Below are 22,965 nucleotides of genomic sequence, written 5' to 3' on the forward strand. Positions count from 1 at the left end.
CCGTACCGAAGGACACCCCATGCACGAAGACGAGCGTTACCAGGCCGGCATGCGCGAACGCCGGCGCGTCCTGGGCGATGCGCATGTCGATCGCTCGCTGGCCGCCCGGACCGAGCTGACTGCCGAGTTTCAGGACCTGATCACCCGCTATGCCTGGGGCACGATCTGGACCCGCGATGGCCTGCCTGCGCACACCCGCTCGTTGATCACCTTGTCGATGATGATCGCGCTCGGCCACGACGAAGAGTTCAAGCTGCACGTGCGTGCGGCGCGCAACAATGGCGTGACTGCCGAGCAGATCAAGGAACTGCTGCTGCAGGCCGCGATCTACTGCGGCGTGCCCGCGGCCAACCATGCCTTTGCGCTGGCCAAGCCGATCCTGGAAGAGCAGGCCGCCGAGGGCTGATGCGCGGCAGTCGCCCCCGCGCAGGGCCACGTGCCTGCCATGCTGCATTCCATCGCGCCCACCACGAGGCACCGCATGACGCGACGACTTGCCTGTCTGCTGCTGCTCCTGCTCCCGCTGGCCGCCAGCGCACAGCCGCAGCCCGGGCCAGGCACTGCGCTGGCGCAGGTGCGCGCCGACGATGGCCAGCACCTGGCGGTGTGGTCGCGCATCCCGGCGCAGCCGCGCGGGGTGATTGTGCTGGTGCACGGCCGCACCTGGAGTTCCCTGCCCAATTTCGACCTGCAGGTGCCCGCTGAAAGCGCCGATTCCCGCTCGGTGCTGGCGGCATTGGCGCAGGCAGGATTCGCCGCCTACGCGGTGGACTTGCGTGGCTATGGTGGCAGTGCGCGCGACCGCAGCGGCTGGAACACCCCGGCGCGCGCGGTGAGCGATGTGGAGCAGGTGCTGGCCTGGGTTGCCCGACAGCATCCAGGACTCGCAGCGCCCGCCTTGATCGGCTACTCCAACGGCGCGCGGGTGGCGCTGCTGGTCGGCCAGCAGCACCCGCGCTCGGTATCGGCGCTGGTGCTGTACGGCTTCCCGGACGACGTCGACGCCCCGGCCGCCGCAACGCCATCGCCGCCCCAGCCCAGGCGCGAACGCACCACGGCCGCGGCAGCCGGCGAGGACTTCATCACCGCCGATGCCGCCCCCGCCGGCGTGCGCGCTGCCTACGTGGCGCAGGCGCTGGCCGCCGACCCGGTACGCACCGATTGGCGCGCGATGGAACAGTTCGCGTTCCAGCCCGAGCAGGTGAGCGCGCTGCCGGTGCTGCTGCTGCGAGGGGTCGACGATCCCATTGCCACCCAGGCCGACTACGCGCATCTATACATACGCCTGCGCAGCGCAGACCGCAGCTGGGTGACCTTGCCGCAGTCGGATCATGTGGCGCAGGTGGAAGACACCCATGCCGCCTGGGTGGATGCAGTGGTGAGCTTTCTGCGCCGGCCGCGCTAGGCGCCGGGCCTGCGGATGGCGGCCGCAAGCCAGAGGCGCGTTGCATCGGTTACGCACGGCTGCTGCGGATACGCCCGCAGTGCGCAGGGGCTAACTCAGCAAGGCGCCCAGGCGTTGCGCGGCTTGCTTCAGCGGGTCCAGCAACTGCGTCTGCATGGTGTGCAGGCTCACACGGCCGGCCTGCGCGCCGATGTTGAGCGCGGCGATGACCTCGCCGCGCAGGTTGCGTACCGGCACCGCGATCGAGCGCAGGCCGATTTCCAGCTCCTGGTCGGTCAGGCTCATGCCTTCGCGCCGGGTGCGCGCCAGCACCTCCAGCAGCGCCGATGCCTGGGTCACCGTGCGGTCGGTGCGCGGGCGCAGCGTGGTGCGCTCCAGGTACGCCTGCAAGGTGTCCGCGGGCAGGGCCGCCAGCAATACCCGGCCCATCGAGGTGCAATAGGCCGGCAGCCGCGTGCCCGGCCGGAGCCCGATCGACATGATCCGCACCGTCTCTGCGCGCGCCACGTACAGCAGGTCGTCACCGTCCAGCACGCCCAGCGAGCAGGATTCGTGCAGCTGGTCGCGCAAGCCGTCCAGCACCGGCTGCGCGGCCGCAGTCATCGCCGAAGACGCCGCATACGCGCCGCCGATGCCCAGCACGCGCGGCAACAGCACATAGCCGCGGCCCTGCTCGCCGACATAGCCCAGCTTGGCCAGCGTGTGCAGCACCCGCCGCACCGCTGCGCGCGAGATGCCGGTTTCCAGGCTGATCTGCGACATCGTCACCTCGCGCGGGTGCTGGGCGAACACGCTCAGCACCACCAGCCCGCGCCCGAGCGAGGTCATGAAGTCCGGATCGCCCTGGGCGGCGGCAATCTGCTGCATCAATTCGTACGGCAGGCCGCGCTCGCTCCCGGGCGCGGCGACGGTGGCAGGACGTTTGCGGCGGCTGGCGGTGGGCTCGGGCATCGGATCGCGCGTCAGGCAGGTCCCCGCATGGTAAGCGCTCGCGCCAATGCCTGCCTCCGGTCGCACTGTGTGCATCGCATGTAAGCACTTCATCCTGCTTGCCGCATAATCGCTGCTGACTTGTTTCGGATCGGTCCCCTTCGTCCATGAAAACCCCCACGGGCCTGCAGCCGCTGATCGACGACGGTGTCATCGACGAAGTGTTGCGGCCATTGAAGAGCGGCAAGGAAGCGTCCGTCTACGTGGTCAGCGCCGGCGAGGACATCCTGTGCGCCAAGGTCTACAAGGACATGGCGCAGCGCAGCTTCCAGGCGCGCGTGCAGTACCAGGAGGGGCGCAAGGTCCGCGGCAGCCGCCAGGCACGGGCGATGGGCAAGGCCACCAAGTTCGGCCGCCGCGAAGCCGAGACCGCATGGAAGAACACCGAAGCCGACGCGCTTTACCAGCTGGTGGATGCCGGCGTGCACGTGCCCAGGCCGCGCGGCTATTTTCATGGCGTGCTGCTGATGGATCTGGTCACCGACGAAGCCGGCCATAGCGCACCGCGCCTGGGCGAGGTGGAGCTGGAACCGGATCAGGCGCGCGCCTTCCATACCAGCCTGATCGGCGATGTGGTCAAGATGCTGTCGCTGGGCCTGGTGCATGGGGATCTGTCCGAATACAACGTGCTGGTGTCGCCGGACGGCCCGGTGGTGATCGACTTCCCGCAGGTAGTCAGCGCCGCCGGCAACAATGCCGCGCGCGAGATGCTGTTGCGCGACGTGCACAACCTGCGCGACTGCCTGGGCCGCTTCGCCCCGGAGCTGCTGGAGACCCATTACGGCGAAGAGATGTGGGCATTGTTCGAGAAGGGCGAGCTGCGCCCGGACAGCGCGCTCACCGGCCGCTTCAAGTTCGACACGCGGCGTGCGGACGTGCGTGCCATCCGCGCCTCGATCGAGGATGCGCGACAGGAAAACCTCATCCGCCAGCAGGGCCGCGAAGCCGCTGCCGAAGACGACTGAGCGGGTGTATCGGTGGCTGGACGCATCTGATCGCAACCGAGAAGTCATGCACGCCAGGCGATGGGTGATCTCGCCGCTCAGTCACGGAAAACGAAGACACCATTCGTCTGCAGATCCATCCTGGTCCCGGTCGCGATTGGACGCTTGAAATTTTTGATGCATCAACAACGCCACGGTCTGGGATGACCTGTCGCAACGGATCGAGCGGCCTTCGGTGAGGCGCTGGGCACCATTCGGGATGAAGGCATCGCGTCCCTTGTCGGTCAGCCTGGTCACGCCCGGTCATGGGTCGGTCGCCTGAGATGCGTTCACGTCGAACGCTTCGCCCGGTCAGCCTGATTCATGCGCCGAACCGCAGTTTCCGCGCCGGCTTTTGGCACGTAGACGTGGCGATCTGCCAGTAGGTGATGTATGCACCGAGGCGCTGTGGCCTGATCCCCGTGGGTGAGCACATACCGTCAATTCGAGTGCATCAGCGCGCCATCGTCGCAAGCGACGTATAGCTGCCGGCACAGTGTCTGTCACTGACGGTACGTATCGGCGTTCAGTGCGTGCACGTCGGACCGATCAGGGATTTACCTCGCACCTCGCACCTCGCACCTCGCGCAGGGCGCAGGGCACGGGGGGCAGAGCGCGTCCGCGCGCAAGCTTGCGATGCGATGCAGCAATCCACGGTCATTCGGCAGGCCAGGTCGGGGTGCAGAGTCGCACAGGCAGGGATGTCGGTCGTCGCTCCTACGGCCCCGTGTAGCTGTTTACTGAAAATAATGGTTATTGTTAATAACAATCTGGCAAGCTTCGCGCATCGTCCTCTCGTGATGGAATCGCCATGTCCTTCGATCCAGATGTCGCTCGCCTGTTCGCACAGCTGCAGCAGACCGGTGCGCCTCCGATGGAGGCGCTGCCGTTGGCAGGGGCGCGCGCCATGATGCGTGGCATGAGCGCGCAGCTCGGCTTTCCGGTGCTTGAGATGCAGGTGCGCGATCTGCACGCCAGTACCGCCAGCGGGCAAGTGCCGCTGCGCCTGTATCGCCCGCCCGGGCTTGCCGACGACCCCGCGCCCACCTGCCTGTTCGTGCACGGCGGTGGTGGCGTCGTGGGTGATCTGGACTCGCACGACGATATCTGCCGCCAGCTGGCCGCGCGCGCCGGCTGCCAGGTGCTGGCAGTGGACTACCGCCTGGCCCCGGAACACCCGGCGCCGGCGGGCGTGGAAGACGTCATCGCCGTGTTGCGGTGGCTGGTGGCGCAGCCGCAGCAGGTCGGCGCGGATCTTCGGCGGTTGGCGGTTGCCGGCGACAGCATCGGCGGGGCCATGGCCGCGGTCTTGGCCCTGGTCGCGCGCGATGCCGGCATCGCCCTGCGCTGCCAGGTGTTGCTGTACCCGCTGACCGATGCGCGCGAAGACAGCGCTGTGCACGCATCGCGCACCACCAACGCCGATATTCCGCCATTGACCCGCCAGGCAACGCGCTTTTTCAACCAGCACCTGTTCCAGGACGCCGCCATCACGCACGACTGGCGTATCTCCCCACTCCTGGCGCCGGACGTGGAAGGCGTGGCGCCGGCGTTGATCGTGCTGGCGGAGTTGGACATCCTGCACGACGAAGGGCTGCGCTACGCCGAACGCCTACGCGCGGCCGGCGTGGACGTCAGCGTGCAGACCTTCCCCGGCATGATTCACGGCTTCATCCAGATGGGCCGTGCCATCCAGGCAGCGGAAACCACCATGGAGCTATGCGCGCAGATGCTGCGGCAACGGTTGCTGCCGCTGTAATTCGGCACGCTGACTCCAGCATCGGACGCATGCGCGTACGTGCCGCGCATGCGTGTGGCCAGGGCTGTGTGCGCTTCGCGGCCAGAGTGCGGTGCAGCCGAGGCAGCCATCTCGCAGGTTGCTGCACGCAGCTGCATTCGCGCAGAGGCGTCAGAAATTGAAACGAAAGGTTGTCATCAGCACGTGGTTCTCACGGTCCACCGCACGCGTATTGACGAACTGATTCAAGTATCCAACGTCCATATTGGCGATGGCATTGAATTTCCAGTTGATGCCGACAAAGACGCGATTCTGATCGAGACCGCGTCGCGCGCCCCATTGGGTCTGATCCAGATTGACGAACACTTCGTTGAACGCCACCCACGACAGCTGCGGACTCAAGCCGCTCGGGCGCACCGCGCGGATCATCTGCCGCACGCGGTAACCTTCATCGCTGAAGTCTTCGCGGTGACGCTGCTCCAGGCGGGTGCGGCTGGTGATGGTGATGTCGGCGATGGGATCGAACTGGTATTGAAACTGTCCCCACCAACGATTTTCGCGGTTGGACGGCTGGCCGGCCGGATGGCTGATGATGGTGTCGTACCCCATCCAGACGCTGGCCTTGGGGTTGAGCCGGTAGAACACCGCAGGGCGCAGGATCAATTGATCGAACTGCTCACCTTCTTCGCGCCAGCGCGGATGCACATCCATGCTCCAGTACAGGTTTTCAACCGGCAACTTGCCCTGCGCGTAGACACTCAACCAATAGCGGCCATCCTCTTCGGTCGCGGCGCGTGCGGTGGACATGGACCCCAGTGTCAAAAATAAAACGGGGCAGGCGATGCGAAGCGTTGTGCCCAATAACGTGCTCAGTGCGTTCATTTATTTTTTTGTGTCGTCGTTGGCAAATCATAGCAACAGGAGTTGTGCTTCCTTCGACCGCTTGGTCGACGCATCGCGCCGTTTATTGCCGATCTCTTCGTTAATCGCGACATGCCCTCGCTTCAGTGCATTTTTCGGCACCATGCGCAGACCTTAGGCCTGACAGGTGCGGGGTTGCCGTGCCTGCTGTCTGGCCAGGTAGAAGGCAGTCGCGATCCACATCCGCGAGTTATCTGCCGCCAGACAAGCAGCTCAGCACGCTGCGCTAGATCGATGTGGCGTCGGGCGCAAGCATCTGCCGAAACAGCGTATCCAGGGCGTCGGCGCGGCCCTTGCCGGCCGACAGGCGCGGCTGGGTGGTCCCCATGCGGTCCAGCTCTGCTTCGAGAAAATCGCTGATTGCCGAAATCCGCGGGCCGTCTTCCACTTCTGTGGAGACACGCTTGAGCGCCAGCAAACGATCCACCTCGTTGCGCAGGTCGCCGTTTTGCAGCAGCTCGTCCAGCAATACCTCGAACGCCATCGGTGGCATGTCCTGCCTGCGCTCGATCCACTGGCAGGCCAGGATCGGGCGCAGCACGTAGAGATATTTCTTGGTACGAATGCGCTCGCCGCGCAGGTAGCCGCGGTAGTTGCTCTTGGCCATGTTGAAGTAATGCCACCACGTGCCAAGCGGCGAATAGAATTGCGTGGAAATGGCGCGCAACTGCGCAACGGCCACCGCGTCCTGCCGATAGACCACCGGCGAATGCAGCCATTCCAGCAGCGTCGGATTGGACTTGGACACGAGCCGCAAGGCCTTGCGCAGATCCCAGCCGCTGACATCCAGATCGTCGGAAATCGGCAGTTCGATCACGTCGCGCTGCGGCTCGCCGGGGCCGGTGCTCTCGTTGACCGTCAGATACCAATCGCGACGATGGACGTAGACAAACCGTGCGTCGTAATCGCTGTCCGGCGAGGAAAATCCCCAGCCGCGGCTTCCCGATTCGCAGGCCAGCAGGATGCGCACGTCATGCTGCTGTTCGATGTCGCGCAGGGCCGACAGCACGGCTTCGCGCTTGTCCGCTGCGATGGGATGGATGTCCATGTTGTCGCTGTCCTTGCCGATGACCTGCCCCATGATAGCCAGCGCGCGCAGAAGCGTTCGCGCGGATGGCGGCCGGCTACGCCACCTGGCTGCGGCGCGCGCGCTCCAGATGCACCAGCAGCAGCGAGATTGCTGCCGGCGTCATGCCGGGAATGCGCTGGGCCTGGCCGATGTGTTGCGGGCGCACGCGTTCGAGCTTTTGCTGTACTTCGATCGACAGCCCACGCACGCCGGCATAGTCGAAGCCGTCCGGTATCGGTGTGTTTTCCTGCCGCTGCTGGCGGGCGATATCGTCGCGTTGGCGATCCAGATAACCGGCGTACTTGACGCTGATTTCCACCTGTTCGGCTACCTGTGTATCGTCCACGCCCGGTCCCAGGGCCGGCACGCGCATCAAGGTGGCGTAGCTGAGTTCGGGGCGCTTGATCAGGTCCAGCACATTGGTTTCGCGGCTGAGCGACACGCCCAGGGTTTGGGTCACCTCGCGCCCCAGCGCATTGCCCGGGGTTGCCCATAGCGCGGACAGCCGCGCGCTTTCGCGCTGCACGGCCTCCTGCTTGGCCGAAAAGCGCGCCCAGCGCGCGTCATCGACCAGGCCCATGCTGCGGCCGACGCCGGTCAGGCGCGCATCGGCATTGTCTTCGCGCAGCTGCAGCCGGTACTCGGCGCGGCTGGTGAACATGCGATACGGCTCGGTGGTGCCGTGGGTGATCAGATCGTCCACCAGCACGCCCAGGTAGGCTTCGTCGCGGCGCGGCGACCACGCCGGTAGCCCCTGCACATGGCGTGCGGCGTTGAGGCCGGCCAGCAGGCCTTGTGCGGCGGCTTCCTCGTAACCGGTGGTGCCGTTGATCTGCCCGGCGAAGAACAGCCCGCCCACCGCCTTGGTTTCCAGCGAGGCCTTGAGCCCGCGCGGGTCGAAGAAGTCGTATTCGATCGCGTAGCCGGGGCGGGTGATATGCGCCTGCGCAAAGCCGTGGATCGAGCGCACCAGCGCCAGCTGCACGTCGAACGGCAGCGAGGTGGAGATGCCGTTGGGATAGATCTCGGTCACCTCCAGGCCTTCGGGCTCGACGAAGATCTGGTGACTGGTCTTCTCCGCGAAGCGCACCACCTTGTCTTCGATCGACGGGCAGTAGCGCGGGCCGATGCCTTCGATCTGCCCGGAATACAGCGGCGAGCGATGCAGCGCACCGCGGATGATGTCGTGGGTCTGCTCGGTGGTGTGGGTGATCCAGCAGCTGACCTGGCGCGGGTGGTCGCCAACCTGGCCCATGAACGACATCACCGGCAGCGGGTCGTCGCCCGGTTGCTCGGCCATGACGCCGTAGTCCAGCGTGCGCCCGTCGATGCGTGGCGGGGTGCCGGTCTTGAGCCGGTCGATCGCGAACGGCCGTTCGCGCAGGCGCGCCGCCAGCGTGGTGGCCGGCGGGTCGCCCATGCGCCCGGCGGCATACTGGGTTTCGCCGACGTGGATCTTGCCGGCCAGGAAGGTGCCTGCAGTGAGCACCACCGCCGCGGCCTCGAAGCGCAGCCCGGTCTGGGTGATGACCCCGCGCACGCTGTCGGCTTCGGACGTGCCGTTATGGATGACCAGATCGTCCACCGCCGCCTGGAACACGGTCAGGTTGGGCTGGGCCTCGACGATCCGGCGGATCGCGGTGCGATAGAGGTTGCGGTCGGCCTGGCAGCGGGTGGCGCGCACTGCCGGGCCCTTGGATGCATTGAGCGTGCGCCACTGGATGCCGGCCAGATCTGCCGCGCGTGCCATCGCGCCGCCCAGCGCATCGATCTCCTTGACCAGATGGCCCTTGCCGATCCCGCCGATGGCCGGATTGCAGCTCATCGCGCCGACGGTCTCGATGTTGTGGGTCAGCAGCAGGGTGCGCGCACCGGCGCGCGCGGACGCCAGCGCTGCCTCGGTGCCGGCGTGGCCGCCACCGATGACGATGACATCAAAGCGATAGAAGGAATCGGACATGGGCGTGGACTGGGAACGGAAAGAGGAAAACGGCCGGGGAAGTATCGGCTGAAGCGCCGATACGGTCACTAAGACGCTAAAAATGTGATGTGGATCACATTACCAAATACTGACACTCAAGTTGGCATGTTTCGTGCGGATATCCCTACTGCACCCGACGCGGCATTGCGACATGGGCGCAAAGGCTGGAATTGGAACAGGGGCCAGCCGCGCGTGCGTCGGGGTAGCGTAAGGGTCGGTAGTCGGGGGACTGCCGACCCTTATTTTTTTGCCCGCTGACGTCCGGGTCGCAAGCCTTTCACTGTCTGCCGGCGCTGCGTCGCCCAGGCGGGCCATGCCAGAAAACATAAAGCCCCGGCATGCCGGGGCTTTATGCATTGGAGGCGCCGATATCCGACAGGGCCGGAACAGGGGGGATCCAGATTTCCCTGTCGGACATCGACATAAGTCGGTCAGTGGGGCGGGCTGGGTCAGGAGATGACGCAGCGGGTCACACAGAGCACCTAGCTTGCGACCAAGTGCCGGCTGAACGCAAGCCCCCAATATCGCCAATTGTGGGGCGTGTCGCAGTCAGCTTGTCACGGAATTTGCTGGCGAGGGGGACGCGGCGCGGTCTGCCGCTGGATTTCGCGAATCACCCGCGGCGGAGCACCGATCCTGGCAGGCGGCCTGGCCGGTGCTGCGTTGGCAGGCGGCCGGGTGGGCTGCTGCGGACGCGGCCCACCCGGCCGCGGCCCGTGATTGAACGACCCGTTGTGCCGGGGCGGCCGGTACTGCGGACGACGGTCGTACTGCCGGTAGTAATAGCCCCCGCCGCCGCGGTAGACCGGATAGACCGGGTAGTCATACAGTCCGATCGCACCAGCGCCATAAGGTGCACCGTAATAGAACGGTGAGTAGCCGGGCGGATAGCGATACTGCACGGCGGGGGCGCCCCGGTAATAGCCGCCCGACCCGGCGCCGGTGTAGTCGTAGGTTGCGCAGCCACCCAGGGCGAGTAGCCCGGCAGCAAAGATCAGACGGAATTTCATGGATGGTGCCCTCCTGCAACCATGATCTCACTTTCGAACCGCTGCATTGAATCGGTCCTTAATTGCGCGGCAATGGACTGCTTCTTCATCGATCCAGCATGCGCAGGCGGTATGCCTGCTGGCCGTGAAGAGTGGGGCGATACGTTAATCTTGGGACATGATCGAAACGGCCACTCTTGCCCATTCTGATGTCCTGCGCGCCGCCGCGCGCATCGCGCCGCATTGCGCGCCGACACCGTTGCTGACCTCCCATAATCTGGATGCGCTCTGCGGTGCGCAGCTGTTCTTCAAGGCCGAACACCTGCAGCGCAGTGGCGCCTTCAAGTTTCGTGGCGCCTGCAATGCCGTGTGGTCGCTCCCGGAGCACCTGGCGGCGCGTGGCGTGGTCACCCATTCTTCCGGCAATCATGGCGCCGCGCTGGCGCTGGCGGCGCGGACCCGGGGCATCGGTTGCCACGTGGTGGTGCCCGAAGGCGCGGTGGCCGCCAAGCTGGCCAATATTTCCCGTCACGGCGCCACCTTGTGGCGGTGTGCGCCGACCATTGCCGCACGTGAGCAGTTGTGTGCACAGGTACAGCAGACCAGCGGCGCAACCCTGGTCCATCCCTACACCGATCCGGCGGTCATCGCCGGGCAGGGCACCGCCACGCTGGAGCTGCTGCATCAAAGCGGCGGGCTGGACGTGCTGGTGGCGCCGGTCGGTGGCGGCGGGCTTGCCGCCGGCGCGGCGCTGGCGCTGCACTCGGCACCGGGCTGCGCGCTGGTGCTGGCCGAGCCGTGCGGGGCGGCCGACACCGCGCGGTCGCTGGCGGCCGGGCAGCGCCTGGTCGACTTCGTGCCCGACACCCTTTGCGATGGCCTGCGCGGCACCCTGGGCGCGCCGAATTTCGCGCTGCTGCAGGCTGCCGGTGCGCAGGTGATCACGGTGGACGATGCCGCCGTGCTGCAGGCGATGCGGTTGCTCTGGCAGGTGCTCAAGCAGGTGGTGGAGCCGTCTTCGGCGATTACGCTGGCGGCGGTGATGGCCGACCCTGCGCGGTTTGCCGGACGCAGGGTCGGGCTGATCCTGTCCGGCGGCAATGTCGATCTGGATGCCTTGCCATGGGTCGCCGCGTGAGCAGGCGGTCGCGTGGACTGGGCCTGTGGGGCTGGGGTTGGCGACTGTGCATGCTGGCGCTGATCTGGCTGGTGGCGGTCGCCGGCTGGATTGTCTGGGTCGGCGACCGTGATCAGGCCGCGCCGGCCGACGTGATCATCGTGCTGGGCGCGGCCGCCTACGATGCACGTCCTTCGCCGGTGTTCGAAGAACGCATCCGGCATGCGCTGGATCTGTACGCGCAAGGCTACGCGCCGCACCTGCTGTTTACCGGCGGCTTCGGCAATGGCGCCCGCTTTTCCGAATCGCAGGTGGCGCGGCGCTATGCACTGCGCCATGGCGTGCCGCCGGAGGCGATCATGATCGAGACCCGGTCGCGGACCACCCGCCAGAATCTGGAACAGGCGCGCGCGCTGATGGAGCGCCACGGCCTGCACCGGGCCATCATCGTCAGCGATCCGCTGCACATGGCGCGCGCACTGCGGCTGAGCCAGGAGCTGGGGGTGGATGCATTGGCCTCGTCCACGCCCAGTACGCGCTTTCGCAGCTTCCACACCAGCTGGCGCTTTCTGCTGCAGGAGGTTTATTACTTCCACCGCGATCTGGTAGTGCAAGGCCCCTGAGCCGCGCGGCGCGCTGCGCTCACGGTAGACCCATCGGCGATGGCGTTCGACCGCCGCACCGGCGGTGTTTTCGAGGATGGGGTTTTGCGTTGCAGCAGATCACGCTGCAAGACAGCGCTGGCGGTGGTTGTTCTCGGTCCGATGCCTCACGGCGTGCGGAACTGCAATGCAGTCGCTGGCGGCGTCTTCGCACGCGTGCAAAAGCCGCTCTATGATGCGGCTTTCCCAGCGGCAGGTTCGAGCATGAGCGAGAGCAACCGGCAACGCGCCACCGGCCTGGTCCAGGCCTATTACGAGGCCTTCAATCGCGGCGATTGGGACGGCATGCTGGCGTTCCTGGCCGACGATGTGGCCCACGACCTCAATCAGGGGCCGCGTGAGATCGGCCGTGCGGAGTTCGCGGGCTTCTTGCAGCGCATGAACGACAGCTACCGCGAGCAGTTGCACGACATCGTGCTGACCGCCAACGAAGACGGCACGCGTGTCGGCGCCGAATACGTGGTGCATGGGGTCTATCACACCACCGACGAAGGCCTGCCGGAAGCGAACGGACAGACCTATGTGTTGCCCGGTGGCGCATTCTTCGACATACACGCCGACAAGATCACCCGCGTCACCAACTACTACAACCTGCAGGAATGGATCGCGCAGGTCTCGCGCTGATCGTACCGGCCGCGCAGCTCTACATGGCCGGTGCGTGACAAGCGCGCCGGCGCATGATGCGAAGCGAAGGATCATGCCGCACGGTGCGCTGGCAGCTTGCGACGCAGGCCATGCTGGTCTTGCTGGGCCGGCTCGATCGCACCGGCGCGCCGCCGGATGATCGACGCGGGCGTTACAGCCGCACGATGCCGATCACCACCAGCACGAAGATGCTCCACTTGAGTACCTGGTACAGCGGGTTGTTGCGTTCCTTCAATGCCTTGGCCTTCAGGCGCGCGGCGTAGAAGTAGCGGAACACGCGGTTGATGCCGCCGGTCTTGTCGCCTTCCTGGTTGGGCGAGGCGCCGGCCGACAGCAGGCTGCGTCCGACGAAGCGGTTCACCGCCCCGGCCCAACGCCAGCGCATCGGGCGCTCGATATCGCAGAACAGGATGATGCGGTCCTGATCGGTATCGTTGCGCGCGTAGTGGATATAGGTCTCGTCGAACATGGTCCATTCGCCGTCGCGCCAGCTATGCCGCTGGCCATCCACGTCGATGAAGCAGCGGTCGTCGTTGGGCGTCGCCAGGCCCAGGTGCAGACGCATGGAGCCGGCGAACGGGTCGCGATGCGGGCGCAGTTCGCTGCCCGGCGGCAGCTCGGCGAACATGGCCGCCTTCACCGTGGGGATGGATTTCAGCAGCGCGGTGGTCTGCGGGCACAGCTCGGCCGCAGACGGGTGCGCGGTGCCATACCACTTCAGGTAGAAGCGCTTCCAGCCGCGACGGAAGAACGAGTTGAAGCCGATATCGGTGTAGCCGTCGGCGGCGCGGATCTTCTGCATCTGCTGCAGCGCCACCGCCTCGTCGCGGATCACCGGCCAGTTCGCGCGCAGCGGCGCCAGTTCCGGAAATTCCCTGCCCGGGTCGATGAACGGGGTGGTCGGCACGCGCGAGCACAGGTACATCAGCGTGTTGATCGGCGCCATGAAGGTGGAATGGTCCAGCAGCTGCCGGCTGAGCCGGTGCCGCACGCGACCGCGGTAATGGATGTACAGCGCCGATGCGATGAACAGCGCGATGAGAAGCCACTTCAACATGGGGGAATGCCAATTGGGGCGGGGGCCGCAACGAAAGGGGGGAAGCCAGCGCGGTGGGGCGCTGTCGTCAATTAGTGAATTCTACCGGCTCCGGCGGCCGCACCTGCCTGCTGCACAATGGCGCCGGCGCAATAGTGTGTGTCATCGGGTACCGGCGCACGCGAGCGGCCGCTGTGCACCGCCGCTCAGAGCAGTCAGCAAACGGACTGCGCTCACCGCCAGGCGGGCGCGGCCGGTGCTGGGTACGGCATGTACCGCTCGTACACTCCGGGTCCTCCGCGCCGTCCGTACCCACCTGACGACCGCTCGCGCCGTCCGCGCTTATTCGCTGCGGCGGCGGATCGGGATGGAGGCCACCGGGACGCTGGCGATGTCCTGGCCGCGCTCGCGGATCGGCGCGCCGGGCGCCGGCGCCCAGGCCTGCGCATAGATCACCTCCCAGGAGCTGGGCAGGGTGCCGTCCGCGCGGCGCAGCGGTTCGTAGGCGGCACTGGCGGCAGCAAAGCGGCCGCGTCCGGTCAGGGTGGCGCGGCGGTCGCTGAGCGCGTTGGTCGCGCCCATCGCACGCAACTCGCGCATCAGTGCGGGCAGGTCGTTGTAGGTGAGGGTGAACAGGTCGCGGTCCAGCACCGGGTCGCGGAAGCCGGACATCATCAAGGCGTCGCCGAACTGGGCGATCGGCGGGAACCGGCTGACGTGCGGGGCGGTATCGGCCTGCGCGAAGGCCTCGCGCAACTCGATCAGGGTCTCGGGGCCGAAGGTGGAGCACAACAGCAGACCGCCCGGGCGCAGTGCACGGCGGAACCCGGCGAACACGGCCGGCAGGTCTTCCACCCACTGCAGGCACAGATTGCTGAAGATCACATCCACGCTGCCGTCGGCGACCGGCAGCGCGCGGGCATCGGCGCAGACCTGTGCGAACGGCTTCCACCAACCGGCCGCCTTGCGCGCCTGGCGCAGCATCGGCATGGCCTGGTCGAGCGCGATCACCTGCGCTTTGGGCCAGCGCTTCTTGATGCTGCTGCTGGCATGGCCCGGGCCGGCGCCGACATCCAGCACCACCTTGGGCACCTGCTCGCCCAGGTAATCCAGCGATTCGAGCAGCCGCGTTTCCACTTCGCGTTGCAACGCGGCGGCGGCGGCATAACTGCTGGCGGCACGCGCGAAGGCGCGGCGGACGTGGCGGGGGTCGAAAGTACTGTTCATTGCGGCGCTATTGTCGCCTGTGGCCGGTGTGGAGGGAATCGATGCGGGGGGTTGGTGTTGCGTTTGCCTGGAGATCTGACTGTGGCCATTGGCTATCGGTCGTTGGAGCAGGCATGGCGTGGAGACTGGCCAGGTGCTGCAACGCGCCGGAGTGCGTGGAGTGCGTTCGACCGATCGCTGCAGCGCGCGCGCTATGGCATGCCGCGCGCAGATGCGCTGGATTGCATCAATGCCTCTGCGCGTCTGCGCCGCGCCCGTGCCTGCCACGGTGATCTTGTGGCGACTTTCGTGCCCAGCCGATCAGGTGATGGGCGGCAGTTGCAGTGCGCACGCTGGCACCGGTCGCGGTGCATGTCGCCCCACGCCACCTCGTTCTGACAGGCCTGGCCCACGGGTGGCGGTCCGCCACGTCGTGCAGCGCTGACCTGTGCGGGAAAGTTGTGTGACGCGGTGTCAGCTGACCTCCCGCCTGCCGACGGCCATTGACGAGGCGCACGCGCGCTAGAACGTGCCCGGATAACTGCCGCCATCGATCAGCAGGTTCTGCCCGGTGATGTAGCCGGCCTGCGCGCTGCACAGGAACGCGCAGGCGGCGCCGAATTCATCGGGCTCGCCGAAGCGACGGGCCGGAATGCCGGCACGCTTGCGTTCGGCGACTTCGTCGGCCGTCATGCCCTGCTGCTGGGCGATGGCAGCGAAATTGCCGTGCAGCCGGTCGGTGAGGAACTGCCCGGGCAGCAGGTTGTTGAGGGTGACGTTGTCGGCCACCGTGCTGCGCGCCACACCCGCCACGAAACCGGTGAGGCCGGCGCGCGCGCCATTGGACAGGCCAAGGATGTCGATGGGCGCCTTCACCGCGCTGGAGGTGATGTTGACGATGCGGCCGAAGCGGCGCGCGCGCATCGCGTCGACAGTGGCGCGGATCAGCTCGATCGGCGCCAGCATGTTGGCGTCCAGCGCGCGCAGCCAGTCCTCGCGCTCCCACTGGCGGAAATCCCCCGGCGGCGGGCCACCGGCGTTGTTGATCAGGATGTCGACCTGCGGGCAGGCGGCGAGCGCGGCGCTGCGGCCTTGCGCGGTGGCGATGTCGCCGACCACGCTGCGCACCTCGCCGGCGCCAGGGAGCGCGCGCAAGGTCGCGGCCGCCTGTTCCAGCGCAGCGTGGCCACGCGCCACGATCACCACGTTGACGCCTTCGCCGGCCAGCGCGCGTGCGCAGCCCAGTCCCAGACCCTTGCTGGCGGCGCAGACCAGTGCCCAGCGCCCGGCGATTCCCAAATCCATGCAGTGCGTCCTCGATCAGCGAAGCCGCATGATCGACGATCTGCTCAGGGCACGGACGCAACGAAGCGTTGCAGTGCCTCGGCCACCTGGTCGGCATGGCCCAGGAACGGTGCGTGACCGCCGCCGGCGATGGTCAGCGTCTGTGCCTGCGGCGCGCGTGCGGCGGCGGCCTGCATGCCGGCCGCCGGCACCAGCCGGTCGCGCTGGCCGCCGATCCACAGGCTGGGGCGCGTCAGCTGCGGCAGCGCACGGCGCAGGTCGGTGCGCTCCAGCAGCTGCAGACCTTGTTGCAAGGCCTCTGCAGCCGGCTCGCCGCGCGCGGTTAGCGTCTCGCGCAGGCTGCGCAACTCGGCGCGCGCATGCGCCGAGCCCAACGTATCCAGTGCCAGGAACCGTTCCAGCGTGCCGCGATAATCGCGCTCCAGGTCCTGGCCGAACTGCGCGAACACCTCGCGTTCGACAGCCTCCGGCCAGTCGCTGCCGCGCACGAAGCGGGGCGTGGCGGCGATCATCGCCAGTGCACGCACCTGCGGCAGCGTGGCAGCCGCATGCAGCGCGAACAGGCCGCCCAGCGACCAGCCCAGCCACACTGCCGGCGGCGTGGCGGCTGCTACGTCGGCCACCACATCGGGCAGCGCCAGCGGCGTGGGGTCCTGGCGGCTGAAGCCGTGCCCGGGAAGATCCACCAGATGCAATTGGAAGTGCGGCGACAGCCGCTCCACCAGCGGTGCGAACACCCCGCCGTGCAGCGCCCAACCGTGCAGAAGAACCAGCGCAGGCCCTTGGCCGATGACATCGATATGCATGTGCGCATTGTCGCCGATCGATGGGCACCGCATGGTGCGGAGTGTGGTGTGCTCAGGTCAGTGCCTGTCGATCGCGCGTAGCGCCTCGATCTTGGGTGCAAGCACTGCCCACTGCGCGCGTGCGTCGCCACGCCGGCACCAGCGGTCGGGCCATCGCCAGCGCCGCGCGCGACGCGCGGTGATCGTCGCAGCCAGCCAGTCGGAATCGAACGCATCCCACACGCCCGCCACGCTGCGCAGATTGCCGACCAACACCGGATGCACTTCATGCAACAGCATCGTGCGCAACTGCGGTAGCGTGAACGGCGAAGCGGCCAATGCCTGCGCGATGAGTAGGTGTTCGTCATCGCCGGCGCTGTCCAGGTACAGCAAGGACAGCGCTTCCCAGACGCGGCGTTGTGCCGATGTGGCGGCGGTTGGGTCGGGCGCGCTGGAGGTCACAGTGGCAACCACGTCGCTGCCGGGTGCGATGGTGCGTGGTGCATGTAGCTCGCGCGGACAGCGTGCAAACGGCGAAACGGTTCGCCCATCCGCTTGGCACAGACGCAACGGCTTCCAACCTGCCGGCTGGAGGGGCCAGGCGAACTGGCGCGCGCGCTGCTCATGCGGGTCTCAGCAGCGTGCCGTCGCCGGCACGCAGGTAGGCCGCCTGTGGCTGGGTTCGTCCATCCATAGGCATGCTCCAACCTGCGTTCGGGCAGCATCTCCCGCATGCCGGGGCAATGGATCGATGTGTCGGCGAGTCGCTCGACAGTCTGGCACCGGCCAGTCCCCCGGCGCGCTGTCGCCCACCGTCAGGCCGAAGCGCGCAACGGCTGCCGGCTGACCACATCGCGCGCCTGCACGATGGCCACGACCAGTGCCTGCACCTGCTGCGGGGTATGCAGCGCCGACAAGGTGACGCGCAGACGCGCCTTGCCTTCGGGCACGGTGGGCGGGCGGATCGCACCGACCATGAAGCCGGCCTGCTCGAGCGCGGCCGACATCGCCATCACCGTCGCCTCTTCGCCGCACAGCAAGGGCTGGATCGGCGTATCGGAGGCCATCAGCTCGAAACCATGCCGGCGCGCACCGTCGCGGAAGGCGCCGATCAGTTCCACCAGGCGCGCACGCCGCCAATCGTCGCGGCGTGCCAGGCGCACTGCGGCCAGCGTGGCGGCCACCTGCGCCGGCGGCAGGGCGGTGGTGTAGATGTAGGGGCGCGCGGTTTCGGCCAGGTGGCGCACCAGCGCTTCCTCGCCGACCACCACCGCGCCATAACCGCCCAGCGCCTTGCCCAGCGTGACCAACTGCAGCGGCACTTCGGCAACGCCCAGGCCGGCGTCGGCCACGCAGCCGCGCCCTTGCGGGCCCAGCACGCCCACGCCGTGCGCATCGTCGACATAGAACAGCGCTTCCTGCATGCGCGCCACCAGGCTCAGTGCGCGCAGCGGCGCCACATCGCCATCCATGCTGAAAACGCCGTCGCTGGCCAGCATCGCCGCGCCCTCGGGGGCACCCTTGAGCTGGCGCATTGCGCCTTCCACGTCCAGGTGCGGATAACGCCGCAGCCGGCAGCCGGCCAGGCGCGTGGCATCGAGCAGGCTGGCGTGGTTGAGCCGGTCCTGTACGCACACATCGTCCTCTTCGCTGAGCAGGGCCTGCTGCACAGCCAGGTTGGCAATGAAGCCGCTGCCGAACAGCAAGGCCGACGGATAGCCCAGCCAGTCGGCGATCTCGCGTTCCAGCGTCTCGTGCGCGGTGTGGTGCCCGCAGATCAGGTGCGAGGCGGTGGCGCCAGCGCCGTCGCGCGCAGCGGCATCCTGCAGCGCGGCCACCACTTCGAACTGCTGCGACAGGCCCAGATAGTCGTTGGAGCAGAAGCCGGTCAGCCAGCGGCCATCGATTTCCAGCCGCACCCCGTCGCGACGGCCAACCATCCGGCGTACCCGCACCCGCTCCTGGGCCACGCGCAACTTGCGCAGCGACGAAATCCGTTCGTGCAGATCGGGGCGAGTCATGGGGAATTCGATCACGGAAAGGGCCGCTAGCGTAGCGTGCCGCGCCTGCGTCGCCCAGCTGGTACCGACGGCCGGTGCCGGCGATGCAGGGTTTGCCCACGTGCCAGCCGCTGGATGCCGATGGGGTGCCGTGCCGCCTGATGCCGGTGATGTCGCCCCATCGGATGTTTCAACAGGTCCGGCCGACGCCCAGAGGGCTTCGCGCACCGGCAGCGGGCATGCGTGGCGCCGATGGCCTCCACCGACAGTGGATCAGACCAGCGGCTGTGATTCGGCATCAACCAATCAGGACCGCCTGCACCGACAGATGCCCGCGGACGTTGCGTGACGGGGCTGCAGCGAGACCCATCACAAGATCTGCCTGCACGATGGGGTCACCGCACCTTGTCGACCGTCGCCAGCTGGCAGCAGAATGTCCGGCAGGTGGTCAGGTCGCTGCCCCGCAGCGGCGTAGCTCCGGCCAGCCACCGCAAGGACGTCGATGCATCACGATCCTATGCAGCGAGGAAAATCCGTGGTTATGCCGCGTGTTCGCACGCCGCCCCACAGGTGATGTCCGCATGCACGGTGCCGGGGTGGTCGTGGTCGGCGGCGTCGACGGTGATCTGCATCGGGCGCAGGCCCAGGCGCTGGAACAGGGCCTGGTCGCGCTCGGTGTCCGGGTTGCCGGTGGTGAGCAGTTTTTCGCCGTAGAAGATCGAGTTGGCACCGGCCAGGAAGCATAGCGCCTGCAGTTCGTCGCTCATCGCTTCGCGGCCGGCGGACAGGCGCACCATCGATTTGGGCATGGTGATGCGGGCCACGGCGATCATGCGCACGAACTCGAACGGGTCCAGTTGCTGGGTGCCGTGCAGCGGGGTGCCGGCGACCTGGACCAGCTGGTTGATCGGCACCGAGTCCGGGTGCGCCGGCAGCGTGGCCAACGCCAGCAGCAGGCCGATGCGGTGCTCGCGGGTCTCGCCCATGCCGACGATGCCGCCGCAGCAGGTCTTCAGGCCCACATCGCGCACATGTTCCAGCGTGTTCAGGCGGTCCTGGTACTGGCGGGTGTGGATGATGGAATCGTAGTAATCCGGCGCGGTGTCCAGATTGTGGTTGTAGTAGTCCAGCCCGGCGTCCTTGAGCGCGCGTGCCTGGCCGGCGTCGAGCATGCCGAGCGTGGCGCAGGTTTCCAGCCCCAGCGCCTTGACCTCGCGGATCATCGCAGCCACCTTGGGGATGTCGCGCTCCTTGGGCGAGCGCCACGCCGCGCCCATGCAGAAGCGCGAGGCACCGGCGGCCTTGGCCTGGCGCGCCTTGGCGACGACGTCTTCGGTCTCCATCAGCTTTTGCGCGGTCACGCCGGTGTCGTAGCGCTGTGCCTGCGGGCAGTACGCGCAATCTTCCGGGCAGCCGCCGGTCTTGACCGACAGCAGCGTGGAGACCTGCACCTGCGCCGGATCGAACTGTGCGCGGTGCACGCTGGCCGCGTGATGCAGCAACTCGGGGAACGGCAGATCGAACAACGCCTGCAGCTCTTTGCGATCCCAGTCATGGCGTACGACAACAGACATCGGAGTTTCCTGACAGTCAGCGGCTTGGAAGCCAGGCAGTCTGGTGAGCATGGAAGAGGCTGTCAACTTTACTGAAGTGGGTTCGGTTTACAGATGGCCGCAGCGGGTGCTGCGGCTGCTGCTACCAAGCCTGTGCCTGGTTTGCGCGGAAGCGGGCATGGCCGATTGCGATCTGTGTCCGTCGTGCCGGGCCGCGCTGCCGGAGCACGGCCATGCCTGCCTGTGCTGCGCCACGCCCTTGTTTGCATCCGACAGCGTGGCGCTCTGCGGACACTGCCTGCAGCAGCTGCCACCGCTGCAGCGCGTGCATGCCTGCTTTACCTATCGCTGGCCGGTGGATGGCCTGCTGCGCCGTTTCAAATTCCACCAGGACCTGGCGGCCGGTCGCCTGCTGAGCGAGCTGATGGCCAGGCGCTGCGCCCAGTTGCCCCGGCCGCAGGCACTGGTGCCGGTGAGTCTGCACCGGCAACGCCTGCGCCAGCGCGGCTACGATCAGGCGCTTGAGCTGGCCAGGCCGCTCGGCAGGGCGCTGCAGCTGCCGTGCCTGCCACTACTGCGCCGTGTGCGTGCCACCGCGCCGCAATCGGAGCTGGATGCGGTTGAGCGCCAACGCAATCTGCGCGAGGCCTTCATCGCACGCGGCGCCCTGCCCGCACATGTAGCGCTGGTGGACGACGTGATGACCACCGGCGCCACGCTGCACGCGGCTGCGCAGGCCTTGCGCCAGGCCGGCGTGCAACGGGTGGATGCCTGGGTCTGCGCGCGGGTGCCGTGACGGTGCGGCTGGGAGCGGTGCGCGTTCGATAGGGCAGGTGCTGGGGCGGGTACGGTCTTGTTGCATCGGTCCATACCCTCATTCCAACTCATCTCCCGCAGCAGAGCGGCTTGGCGCCTGCGCAGTGGTCTTCAGTGCTCCGGGCCCCACTCTGGACAGATGGGTGCGTGGTCCACCGCGGTTCCGGGAAGACATCGACTACCCGGAGAGCCTGCCGCGCAGCTCCTGGCGAATCCCTAATCCCTAATCCCGGCTTCTAACGCACCGCCGTCGCGATGCCGACAAAGATCGCCAGGCCCACCCAGTTGTTATGCAGGAAGGCGCGAAAGCAGGGGCCGCGTTCGCGGTGGCGGGCGATGCGGAATTCGTAGAGCACCAGCGCCGCCGCTACACCCAGGCCCGCCCAGTAGGCAGCGTCCAGGCCGGCGCGTCGTCCTACCGCCGCCAGGGTGGCAAACATCGCCGCATAGAGCGCGCCTTGCGCCAGCAGATCGTACTTGCCGAACAGGATGGCGGTGGACTTGCTGCCCATGCGGATGTCGTCGTCGCGGTCCACCATGGCATACCAGGTGTCGTACGCGGTCGCCCACAGGATATTTGCCGCGTACAACAGCCAGCCCAGCAATGGCACGCTGCCTTGTACGGCGGCAAAACCCATCGGGATGCCCCAGCCGAACGCCATGCCCAGATAGACCTGCGGCAGATGGGTATGGCGCTTGAGATACGGATAGCTGGCGGCCAGGAACACCCCGGGCACGCTCAGCGCCACGGTCAGCCAGTTCAGGCTGAGCACCAGCGCGAACGCCACCAGCATCAGCGCCACGAACACCCACAGCGCCTCGCGCCCGGACACCGCGCCGGTGGCCAGCGGGCGCGACTTGGTGCGCTCTACATGCGGGTCCAGCCAGCGGTCGGCATAGTCGTTGATCACGCAGCCGGCCGAGCGGGTCAGCCAGACCCCGGCGGTGAACACGAACAGCGTCCACAGCGGCGGCATGCCGTCGGCGGCCAGCCACAGCGCCCACCAGGTGGGCCAGAGCAGCAACAGGCTGCCGATCGGGCGGTCGCCCCGCACCAGCTTCCAGTACTGCCCCAACCGCGCAGACCACGTCAGCGCGGGCGCGGTGGGGACCTGTTCAACACCATGTTTGCTCATGCTGCAAAGGGTAGCAGCGCGCTCCGGATGCAGCCATGCACGGGCTGGCGCAACTGCGGCCTGCCAGCTGAAACATTGCCTCGCCGGCAGGGACGGCAGCTTGGGTCGCCGCTCGCCACTTTAAGACCGGGGGAGCCTGGCAGGCGCCGGGGGCGGCGCAACTAGAACACCATGCTGAGGTGCGGTGCGCCGTTGGTGCCGTGGTGATCGGCCATCAGCCATCAGCCACCAGCCACCAGCCATCAGCCATCAACCACCAGCCATCAGCCATCAACCACCAGCCACCAGCCACCAGCCACCAGCCACCAGCCACCAGCCACCAGCCACCAGCCACGCTTGCTGGGGGGGCAGGCATCACGCGGAGGCACGGGTTCTGGCATACTGCGCGGCCAGGCGCTCGTAGCTCAGCCGGATAGAGTAGTGGCTTCCGAAGCCATTGGTCGGGGGTTCGAATCCCTCCGGGCGCACCAGATGACCCCTCCAGGGACGTCCAAGAAAGTCCAAAACCCCCGAGAAATCGGGGGTTTTTTGTTGCCTGCCAGTCCTGCAAGGTCCACCCTAATTCCATTGAAATCCAGGCCGATCGGGGGCATGGATGGGGGGCACCAGCCCCTAGCAGTGATAGGGA

The 22,965-nt window shown here is 67.2% G+C and carries 23 protein-coding genes, 1 tRNA gene and 1 other RNA gene; 10 read left to right on the plus strand and 15 right to left on the minus strand.

What is annotated here, in order from left to right; genetic code table 11:
* Positions 1 to 19 precede the first annotated feature (19 nt).
* Together pcaC and A7D17_RS03185 are read left to right on the plus strand one after the other, a co-directional pair.
* Positions 20 to 406, plus strand: coding sequence for a 4-carboxymuconolactone decarboxylase (pcaC, locus tag A7D17_RS03180; protein ID WP_064507769.1), 387 nt, complete (start codon positions 20 to 22; stop codon positions 404 to 406).
* A gap of 75 nt (positions 407 to 481) precedes the next feature.
* Positions 482 to 1,405, plus strand: coding sequence for an alpha/beta hydrolase (locus tag A7D17_RS03185; RefSeq protein ID WP_064507770.1), 924 nt, complete (start codon positions 482 to 484; stop codon positions 1,403 to 1,405).
* A 90-nt stretch (positions 1,406 to 1,495) separates the two neighbouring features.
* On the opposite strand, the gene A7D17_RS03190 is transcribed toward A7D17_RS03185, so the two are convergent.
* Positions 1,496 to 2,356, minus strand: a complete 861-nt coding sequence (locus tag A7D17_RS03190; RefSeq protein WP_064507771.1) for an IclR family transcriptional regulator domain-containing protein — start codon at positions 2,354 to 2,356, stop codon at positions 1,496 to 1,498.
* 146 nt (positions 2,357 to 2,502) lie between these two features.
* Between A7D17_RS03190 and A7D17_RS03195 the strand changes: the two genes are divergently transcribed.
* Entirely contained in the window at positions 2,503 to 3,360 is an 858-nt protein-coding gene (locus A7D17_RS03195; RefSeq protein ID WP_064507772.1) for a PA4780 family RIO1-like protein kinase, read from the plus strand.
* Positions 3,361 to 3,441: 81 nt separating this feature from the next.
* On the opposite strand, the gene A7D17_RS24400 is transcribed toward A7D17_RS03195, so the two are convergent.
* Positions 3,442 to 3,636, minus strand: a complete 195-nt coding sequence (locus A7D17_RS24400) for a hypothetical protein (protein ID WP_161946517.1) — start codon at positions 3,634 to 3,636, stop codon at positions 3,442 to 3,444.
* Positions 3,637 to 4,189: 553 nt separating this feature from the next.
* Between A7D17_RS24400 and A7D17_RS03200 the strand changes: the two genes are divergently transcribed.
* A complete protein-coding gene (locus A7D17_RS03200) occupies positions 4,190 to 5,137 on the plus strand; it encodes an alpha/beta hydrolase (RefSeq protein ID WP_064507773.1) in 948 nt (315 codons plus the stop codon).
* A 150-nt stretch (positions 5,138 to 5,287) separates the two neighbouring features.
* Here A7D17_RS03200 and A7D17_RS03205 read toward each other — a convergent pair whose 3' ends face one another.
* From A7D17_RS03205 to A7D17_RS03220, 4 genes are all read right to left on the minus strand, one after another.
* Entirely contained in the window at positions 5,288 to 5,923 is a 636-nt protein-coding gene (locus tag A7D17_RS03205) for a DUF2490 domain-containing protein (RefSeq protein WP_239692126.1), read from the minus strand.
* A 340-nt stretch (positions 5,924 to 6,263) separates the two neighbouring features.
* Complete coding sequence (locus A7D17_RS03210; RefSeq protein WP_239692127.1) at positions 6,264 to 7,118, minus strand: nucleotidyltransferase domain-containing protein; 855 nt, start codon at positions 7,116 to 7,118, stop codon at positions 6,264 to 6,266.
* A gap of 43 nt (positions 7,119 to 7,161) precedes the next feature.
* Positions 7,162 to 9,066: a tRNA uridine-5-carboxymethylaminomethyl(34) synthesis enzyme MnmG gene (gene mnmG / locus A7D17_RS03215; RefSeq protein ID WP_064507775.1), complete on the minus strand. Its 1,905-nt coding sequence runs from the start codon at positions 9,064 to 9,066 to the stop codon at positions 7,162 to 7,164.
* 578 nt (positions 9,067 to 9,644) lie between these two features.
* The gene (locus tag A7D17_RS03220; RefSeq protein ID WP_064507776.1) at positions 9,645 to 10,097 is read right to left on the minus strand and encodes a hypothetical protein; all 453 of its coding nucleotides are present in this window, start codon (positions 10,095 to 10,097) and stop codon (positions 9,645 to 9,647) included.
* Positions 10,098 to 10,254: 157 nt separating this feature from the next.
* Between A7D17_RS03220 and A7D17_RS03225 the strand changes: the two genes are divergently transcribed.
* The 3 genes from A7D17_RS03225 (at position 10,255) to A7D17_RS03235 (ending at position 12,479) form a co-directional block, all read left to right on the plus strand.
* A complete protein-coding gene (locus A7D17_RS03225; protein WP_064507777.1) occupies positions 10,255 to 11,214 on the plus strand; it encodes a pyridoxal-phosphate dependent enzyme in 960 nt (319 codons plus the stop codon).
* Positions 11,199 to 11,816, plus strand: coding sequence for a YdcF family protein (locus A7D17_RS03230; protein ID WP_064507778.1), 618 nt, complete (start codon positions 11,199 to 11,201; stop codon positions 11,814 to 11,816). The genes A7D17_RS03225 and A7D17_RS03230 overlap by 16 nt, the downstream gene beginning before the upstream one ends.
* A 243-nt stretch (positions 11,817 to 12,059) precedes the next feature.
* Positions 12,060 to 12,479, plus strand: coding sequence for a nuclear transport factor 2 family protein (locus tag A7D17_RS03235; RefSeq protein WP_064507779.1), 420 nt, complete (start codon positions 12,060 to 12,062; stop codon positions 12,477 to 12,479).
* Positions 12,480 to 12,651: 172 nt separating this feature from the next.
* On the opposite strand, the gene lpxO is transcribed toward A7D17_RS03235, so the two are convergent.
* Positions 12,652 to 13,557 (minus strand): lipid A hydroxylase LpxO, encoded by a 906-nt coding sequence (gene lpxO / locus A7D17_RS03240; protein WP_064507780.1) that lies wholly within the window; start codon positions 13,555 to 13,557, stop codon positions 12,652 to 12,654.
* A 249-nt stretch (positions 13,558 to 13,806) separates the two neighbouring features.
* On the opposite strand from lpxO, the gene A7D17_RS03245 reads away from it, so the two are divergent.
* Positions 13,807 to 13,887, plus strand: a non-coding RNA gene (locus A7D17_RS03245) — sX9 sRNA.
* On the opposite strand, the gene bioC is transcribed toward A7D17_RS03245, so the two are convergent.
* The 6 genes from bioC to bioB form a co-directional block, all read right to left on the minus strand.
* Positions 13,879 to 14,763 carry a malonyl-ACP O-methyltransferase BioC gene (gene bioC / locus A7D17_RS03250; RefSeq protein WP_064507781.1) on the minus strand — a complete coding sequence of 295 codons (885 nt, stop codon included), beginning with the start codon at positions 14,761 to 14,763 and terminating at the stop codon, positions 13,879 to 13,881. The genes A7D17_RS03245 and bioC overlap by 9 nt on opposite strands.
* Before the next feature lie 501 nt (positions 14,764 to 15,264).
* The gene (locus tag A7D17_RS03255; protein ID WP_064507782.1) at positions 15,265 to 16,047 is read right to left on the minus strand and encodes an SDR family oxidoreductase; all 783 of its coding nucleotides are present in this window, start codon (positions 16,045 to 16,047) and stop codon (positions 15,265 to 15,267) included.
* A 44-nt stretch (positions 16,048 to 16,091) separates the two neighbouring features.
* Positions 16,092 to 16,853, minus strand: coding sequence for a pimeloyl-ACP methyl ester esterase BioH (gene bioH / locus A7D17_RS03260; protein ID WP_064507783.1), 762 nt, complete (start codon positions 16,851 to 16,853; stop codon positions 16,092 to 16,094).
* 57 nt (positions 16,854 to 16,910) lie between these two features.
* Positions 16,911 to 17,306: a DUF7079 family protein gene (locus tag A7D17_RS03265; protein ID WP_239692128.1), complete on the minus strand. Its 396-nt coding sequence runs from the start codon at positions 17,304 to 17,306 to the stop codon at positions 16,911 to 16,913.
* A gap of 341 nt (positions 17,307 to 17,647) precedes the next feature.
* Complete coding sequence (gene bioF / locus A7D17_RS03270; RefSeq protein WP_064507784.1) at positions 17,648 to 18,853, minus strand: 8-amino-7-oxononanoate synthase; 1,206 nt, start codon at positions 18,851 to 18,853, stop codon at positions 17,648 to 17,650.
* Between the two features lie 518 nt (positions 18,854 to 19,371).
* Positions 19,372 to 20,406: a biotin synthase BioB gene (gene bioB / locus A7D17_RS03275; protein ID WP_064507785.1), complete on the minus strand. Its 1,035-nt coding sequence runs from the start codon at positions 20,404 to 20,406 to the stop codon at positions 19,372 to 19,374.
* 49 nt (positions 20,407 to 20,455) lie between these two features.
* On the opposite strand from bioB, the gene A7D17_RS03280 reads away from it, so the two are divergent.
* Positions 20,456 to 21,181: a double zinc ribbon domain-containing protein gene (locus A7D17_RS03280; protein ID WP_193395304.1), complete on the plus strand. Its 726-nt coding sequence runs from the start codon at positions 20,456 to 20,458 to the stop codon at positions 21,179 to 21,181.
* Positions 21,182 to 21,437: 256 nt separating this feature from the next.
* Here A7D17_RS03280 and ubiA read toward each other — a convergent pair whose 3' ends face one another.
* Both ubiA and A7D17_RS24565 read right to left on the minus strand, forming a co-directional pair.
* Entirely contained in the window at positions 21,438 to 22,337 is a 900-nt protein-coding gene (gene ubiA, locus A7D17_RS03285) for a 4-hydroxybenzoate octaprenyltransferase (RefSeq protein WP_064507787.1), read from the minus strand.
* Between the two features lie 214 nt (positions 22,338 to 22,551).
* Positions 22,552 to 22,692: a hypothetical protein gene (locus A7D17_RS24565; RefSeq protein ID WP_162841724.1), complete on the minus strand. Its 141-nt coding sequence runs from the start codon at positions 22,690 to 22,692 to the stop codon at positions 22,552 to 22,554.
* Positions 22,693 to 22,730: 38 nt separating this feature from the next.
* On the opposite strand from A7D17_RS24565, the gene A7D17_RS03290 reads away from it, so the two are divergent.
* Positions 22,731 to 22,807, plus strand: a tRNA-Arg gene (locus A7D17_RS03290).
* Positions 22,808 to 22,965: the final 158 nt, after the last annotated feature.

The organism is Xanthomonas floridensis (assembly GCF_001642575.1).
Taxonomy (GTDB): Bacteria; Pseudomonadota; Gammaproteobacteria; order Xanthomonadales; family Xanthomonadaceae; genus Xanthomonas; species Xanthomonas floridensis.

Bases quoted from the DNA above. Each gene is read 5' to 3' on its own strand.
- A7D17_RS03220 (WP_064507776.1), bottom strand. From the start codon at position 10,097: ATGAAATTCCGTCTGATCTTTGCTGCCGGGCTACTCGCCCTGGGTGGC.
- bioB (WP_064507785.1), bottom strand. From the start codon at position 20,406: ATGTCTGTTGTCGTACGCCATGACTGGGATCGCAAAGAGCTGCAGGCG.
- ubiA (WP_064507787.1), bottom strand. From the start codon at position 22,337: ATGAGCAAACATGGTGTTGAACAGGTCCCCACCGCGCCCGCGCTGACG.
- A7D17_RS03225 (WP_064507777.1), top strand. From the start codon at position 10,255: ATGATCGAAACGGCCACTCTTGCCCATTCTGATGTCCTGCGCGCCGCC.
- A7D17_RS03205 (WP_239692126.1), bottom strand. From the start codon at position 5,923: ATGTCCACCGCACGCGCCGCGACCGAAGAGGATGGCCGCTATTGGTTG.
- A7D17_RS03185 (WP_064507770.1), top strand. From the start codon at position 482: ATGACGCGACGACTTGCCTGTCTGCTGCTGCTCCTGCTCCCGCTGGCC.
- mnmG (WP_064507775.1), bottom strand. From the start codon at position 9,066: ATGTCCGATTCCTTCTATCGCTTTGATGTCATCGTCATCGGTGGCGGC.
- bioF (WP_064507784.1), bottom strand. From the start codon at position 18,853: ATGACTCGCCCCGATCTGCACGAACGGATTTCGTCGCTGCGCAAGTTG.
- A7D17_RS03280 (WP_193395304.1), top strand. From the start codon at position 20,456: ATGGAAGAGGCTGTCAACTTTACTGAAGTGGGTTCGGTTTACAGATGG.
- A7D17_RS03195 (WP_064507772.1), top strand. From the start codon at position 2,503: ATGAAAACCCCCACGGGCCTGCAGCCGCTGATCGACGACGGTGTCATC.
- A7D17_RS03235 (WP_064507779.1), top strand. From the start codon at position 12,060: ATGAGCGAGAGCAACCGGCAACGCGCCACCGGCCTGGTCCAGGCCTAT.
- pcaC (WP_064507769.1), top strand. From the start codon at position 20: ATGCACGAAGACGAGCGTTACCAGGCCGGCATGCGCGAACGCCGGCGC.
- bioC (WP_064507781.1), bottom strand. From the start codon at position 14,763: ATGAACAGTACTTTCGACCCCCGCCACGTCCGCCGCGCCTTCGCGCGT.
- bioH (WP_064507783.1), bottom strand. From the start codon at position 16,853: ATGCATATCGATGTCATCGGCCAAGGGCCTGCGCTGGTTCTTCTGCAC.
- lpxO (WP_064507780.1), bottom strand. From the start codon at position 13,557: ATGTTGAAGTGGCTTCTCATCGCGCTGTTCATCGCATCGGCGCTGTAC.
- A7D17_RS24565 (WP_162841724.1), bottom strand. From the start codon at position 22,692: ATGCCTGCCCCCCCAGCAAGCGTGGCTGGTGGCTGGTGGCTGGTGGCT.
- A7D17_RS03210 (WP_239692127.1), bottom strand. From the start codon at position 7,118: ATGGGGCAGGTCATCGGCAAGGACAGCGACAACATGGACATCCATCCC.
- A7D17_RS03190 (WP_064507771.1), bottom strand. From the start codon at position 2,356: ATGCCCGAGCCCACCGCCAGCCGCCGCAAACGTCCTGCCACCGTCGCC.
- A7D17_RS03255 (WP_064507782.1), bottom strand. From the start codon at position 16,047: ATGGATTTGGGAATCGCCGGGCGCTGGGCACTGGTCTGCGCCGCCAGC.
- A7D17_RS03230 (WP_064507778.1), top strand. From the start codon at position 11,199: ATGGGTCGCCGCGTGAGCAGGCGGTCGCGTGGACTGGGCCTGTGGGGC.
- A7D17_RS03200 (WP_064507773.1), top strand. From the start codon at position 4,190: ATGTCCTTCGATCCAGATGTCGCTCGCCTGTTCGCACAGCTGCAGCAG.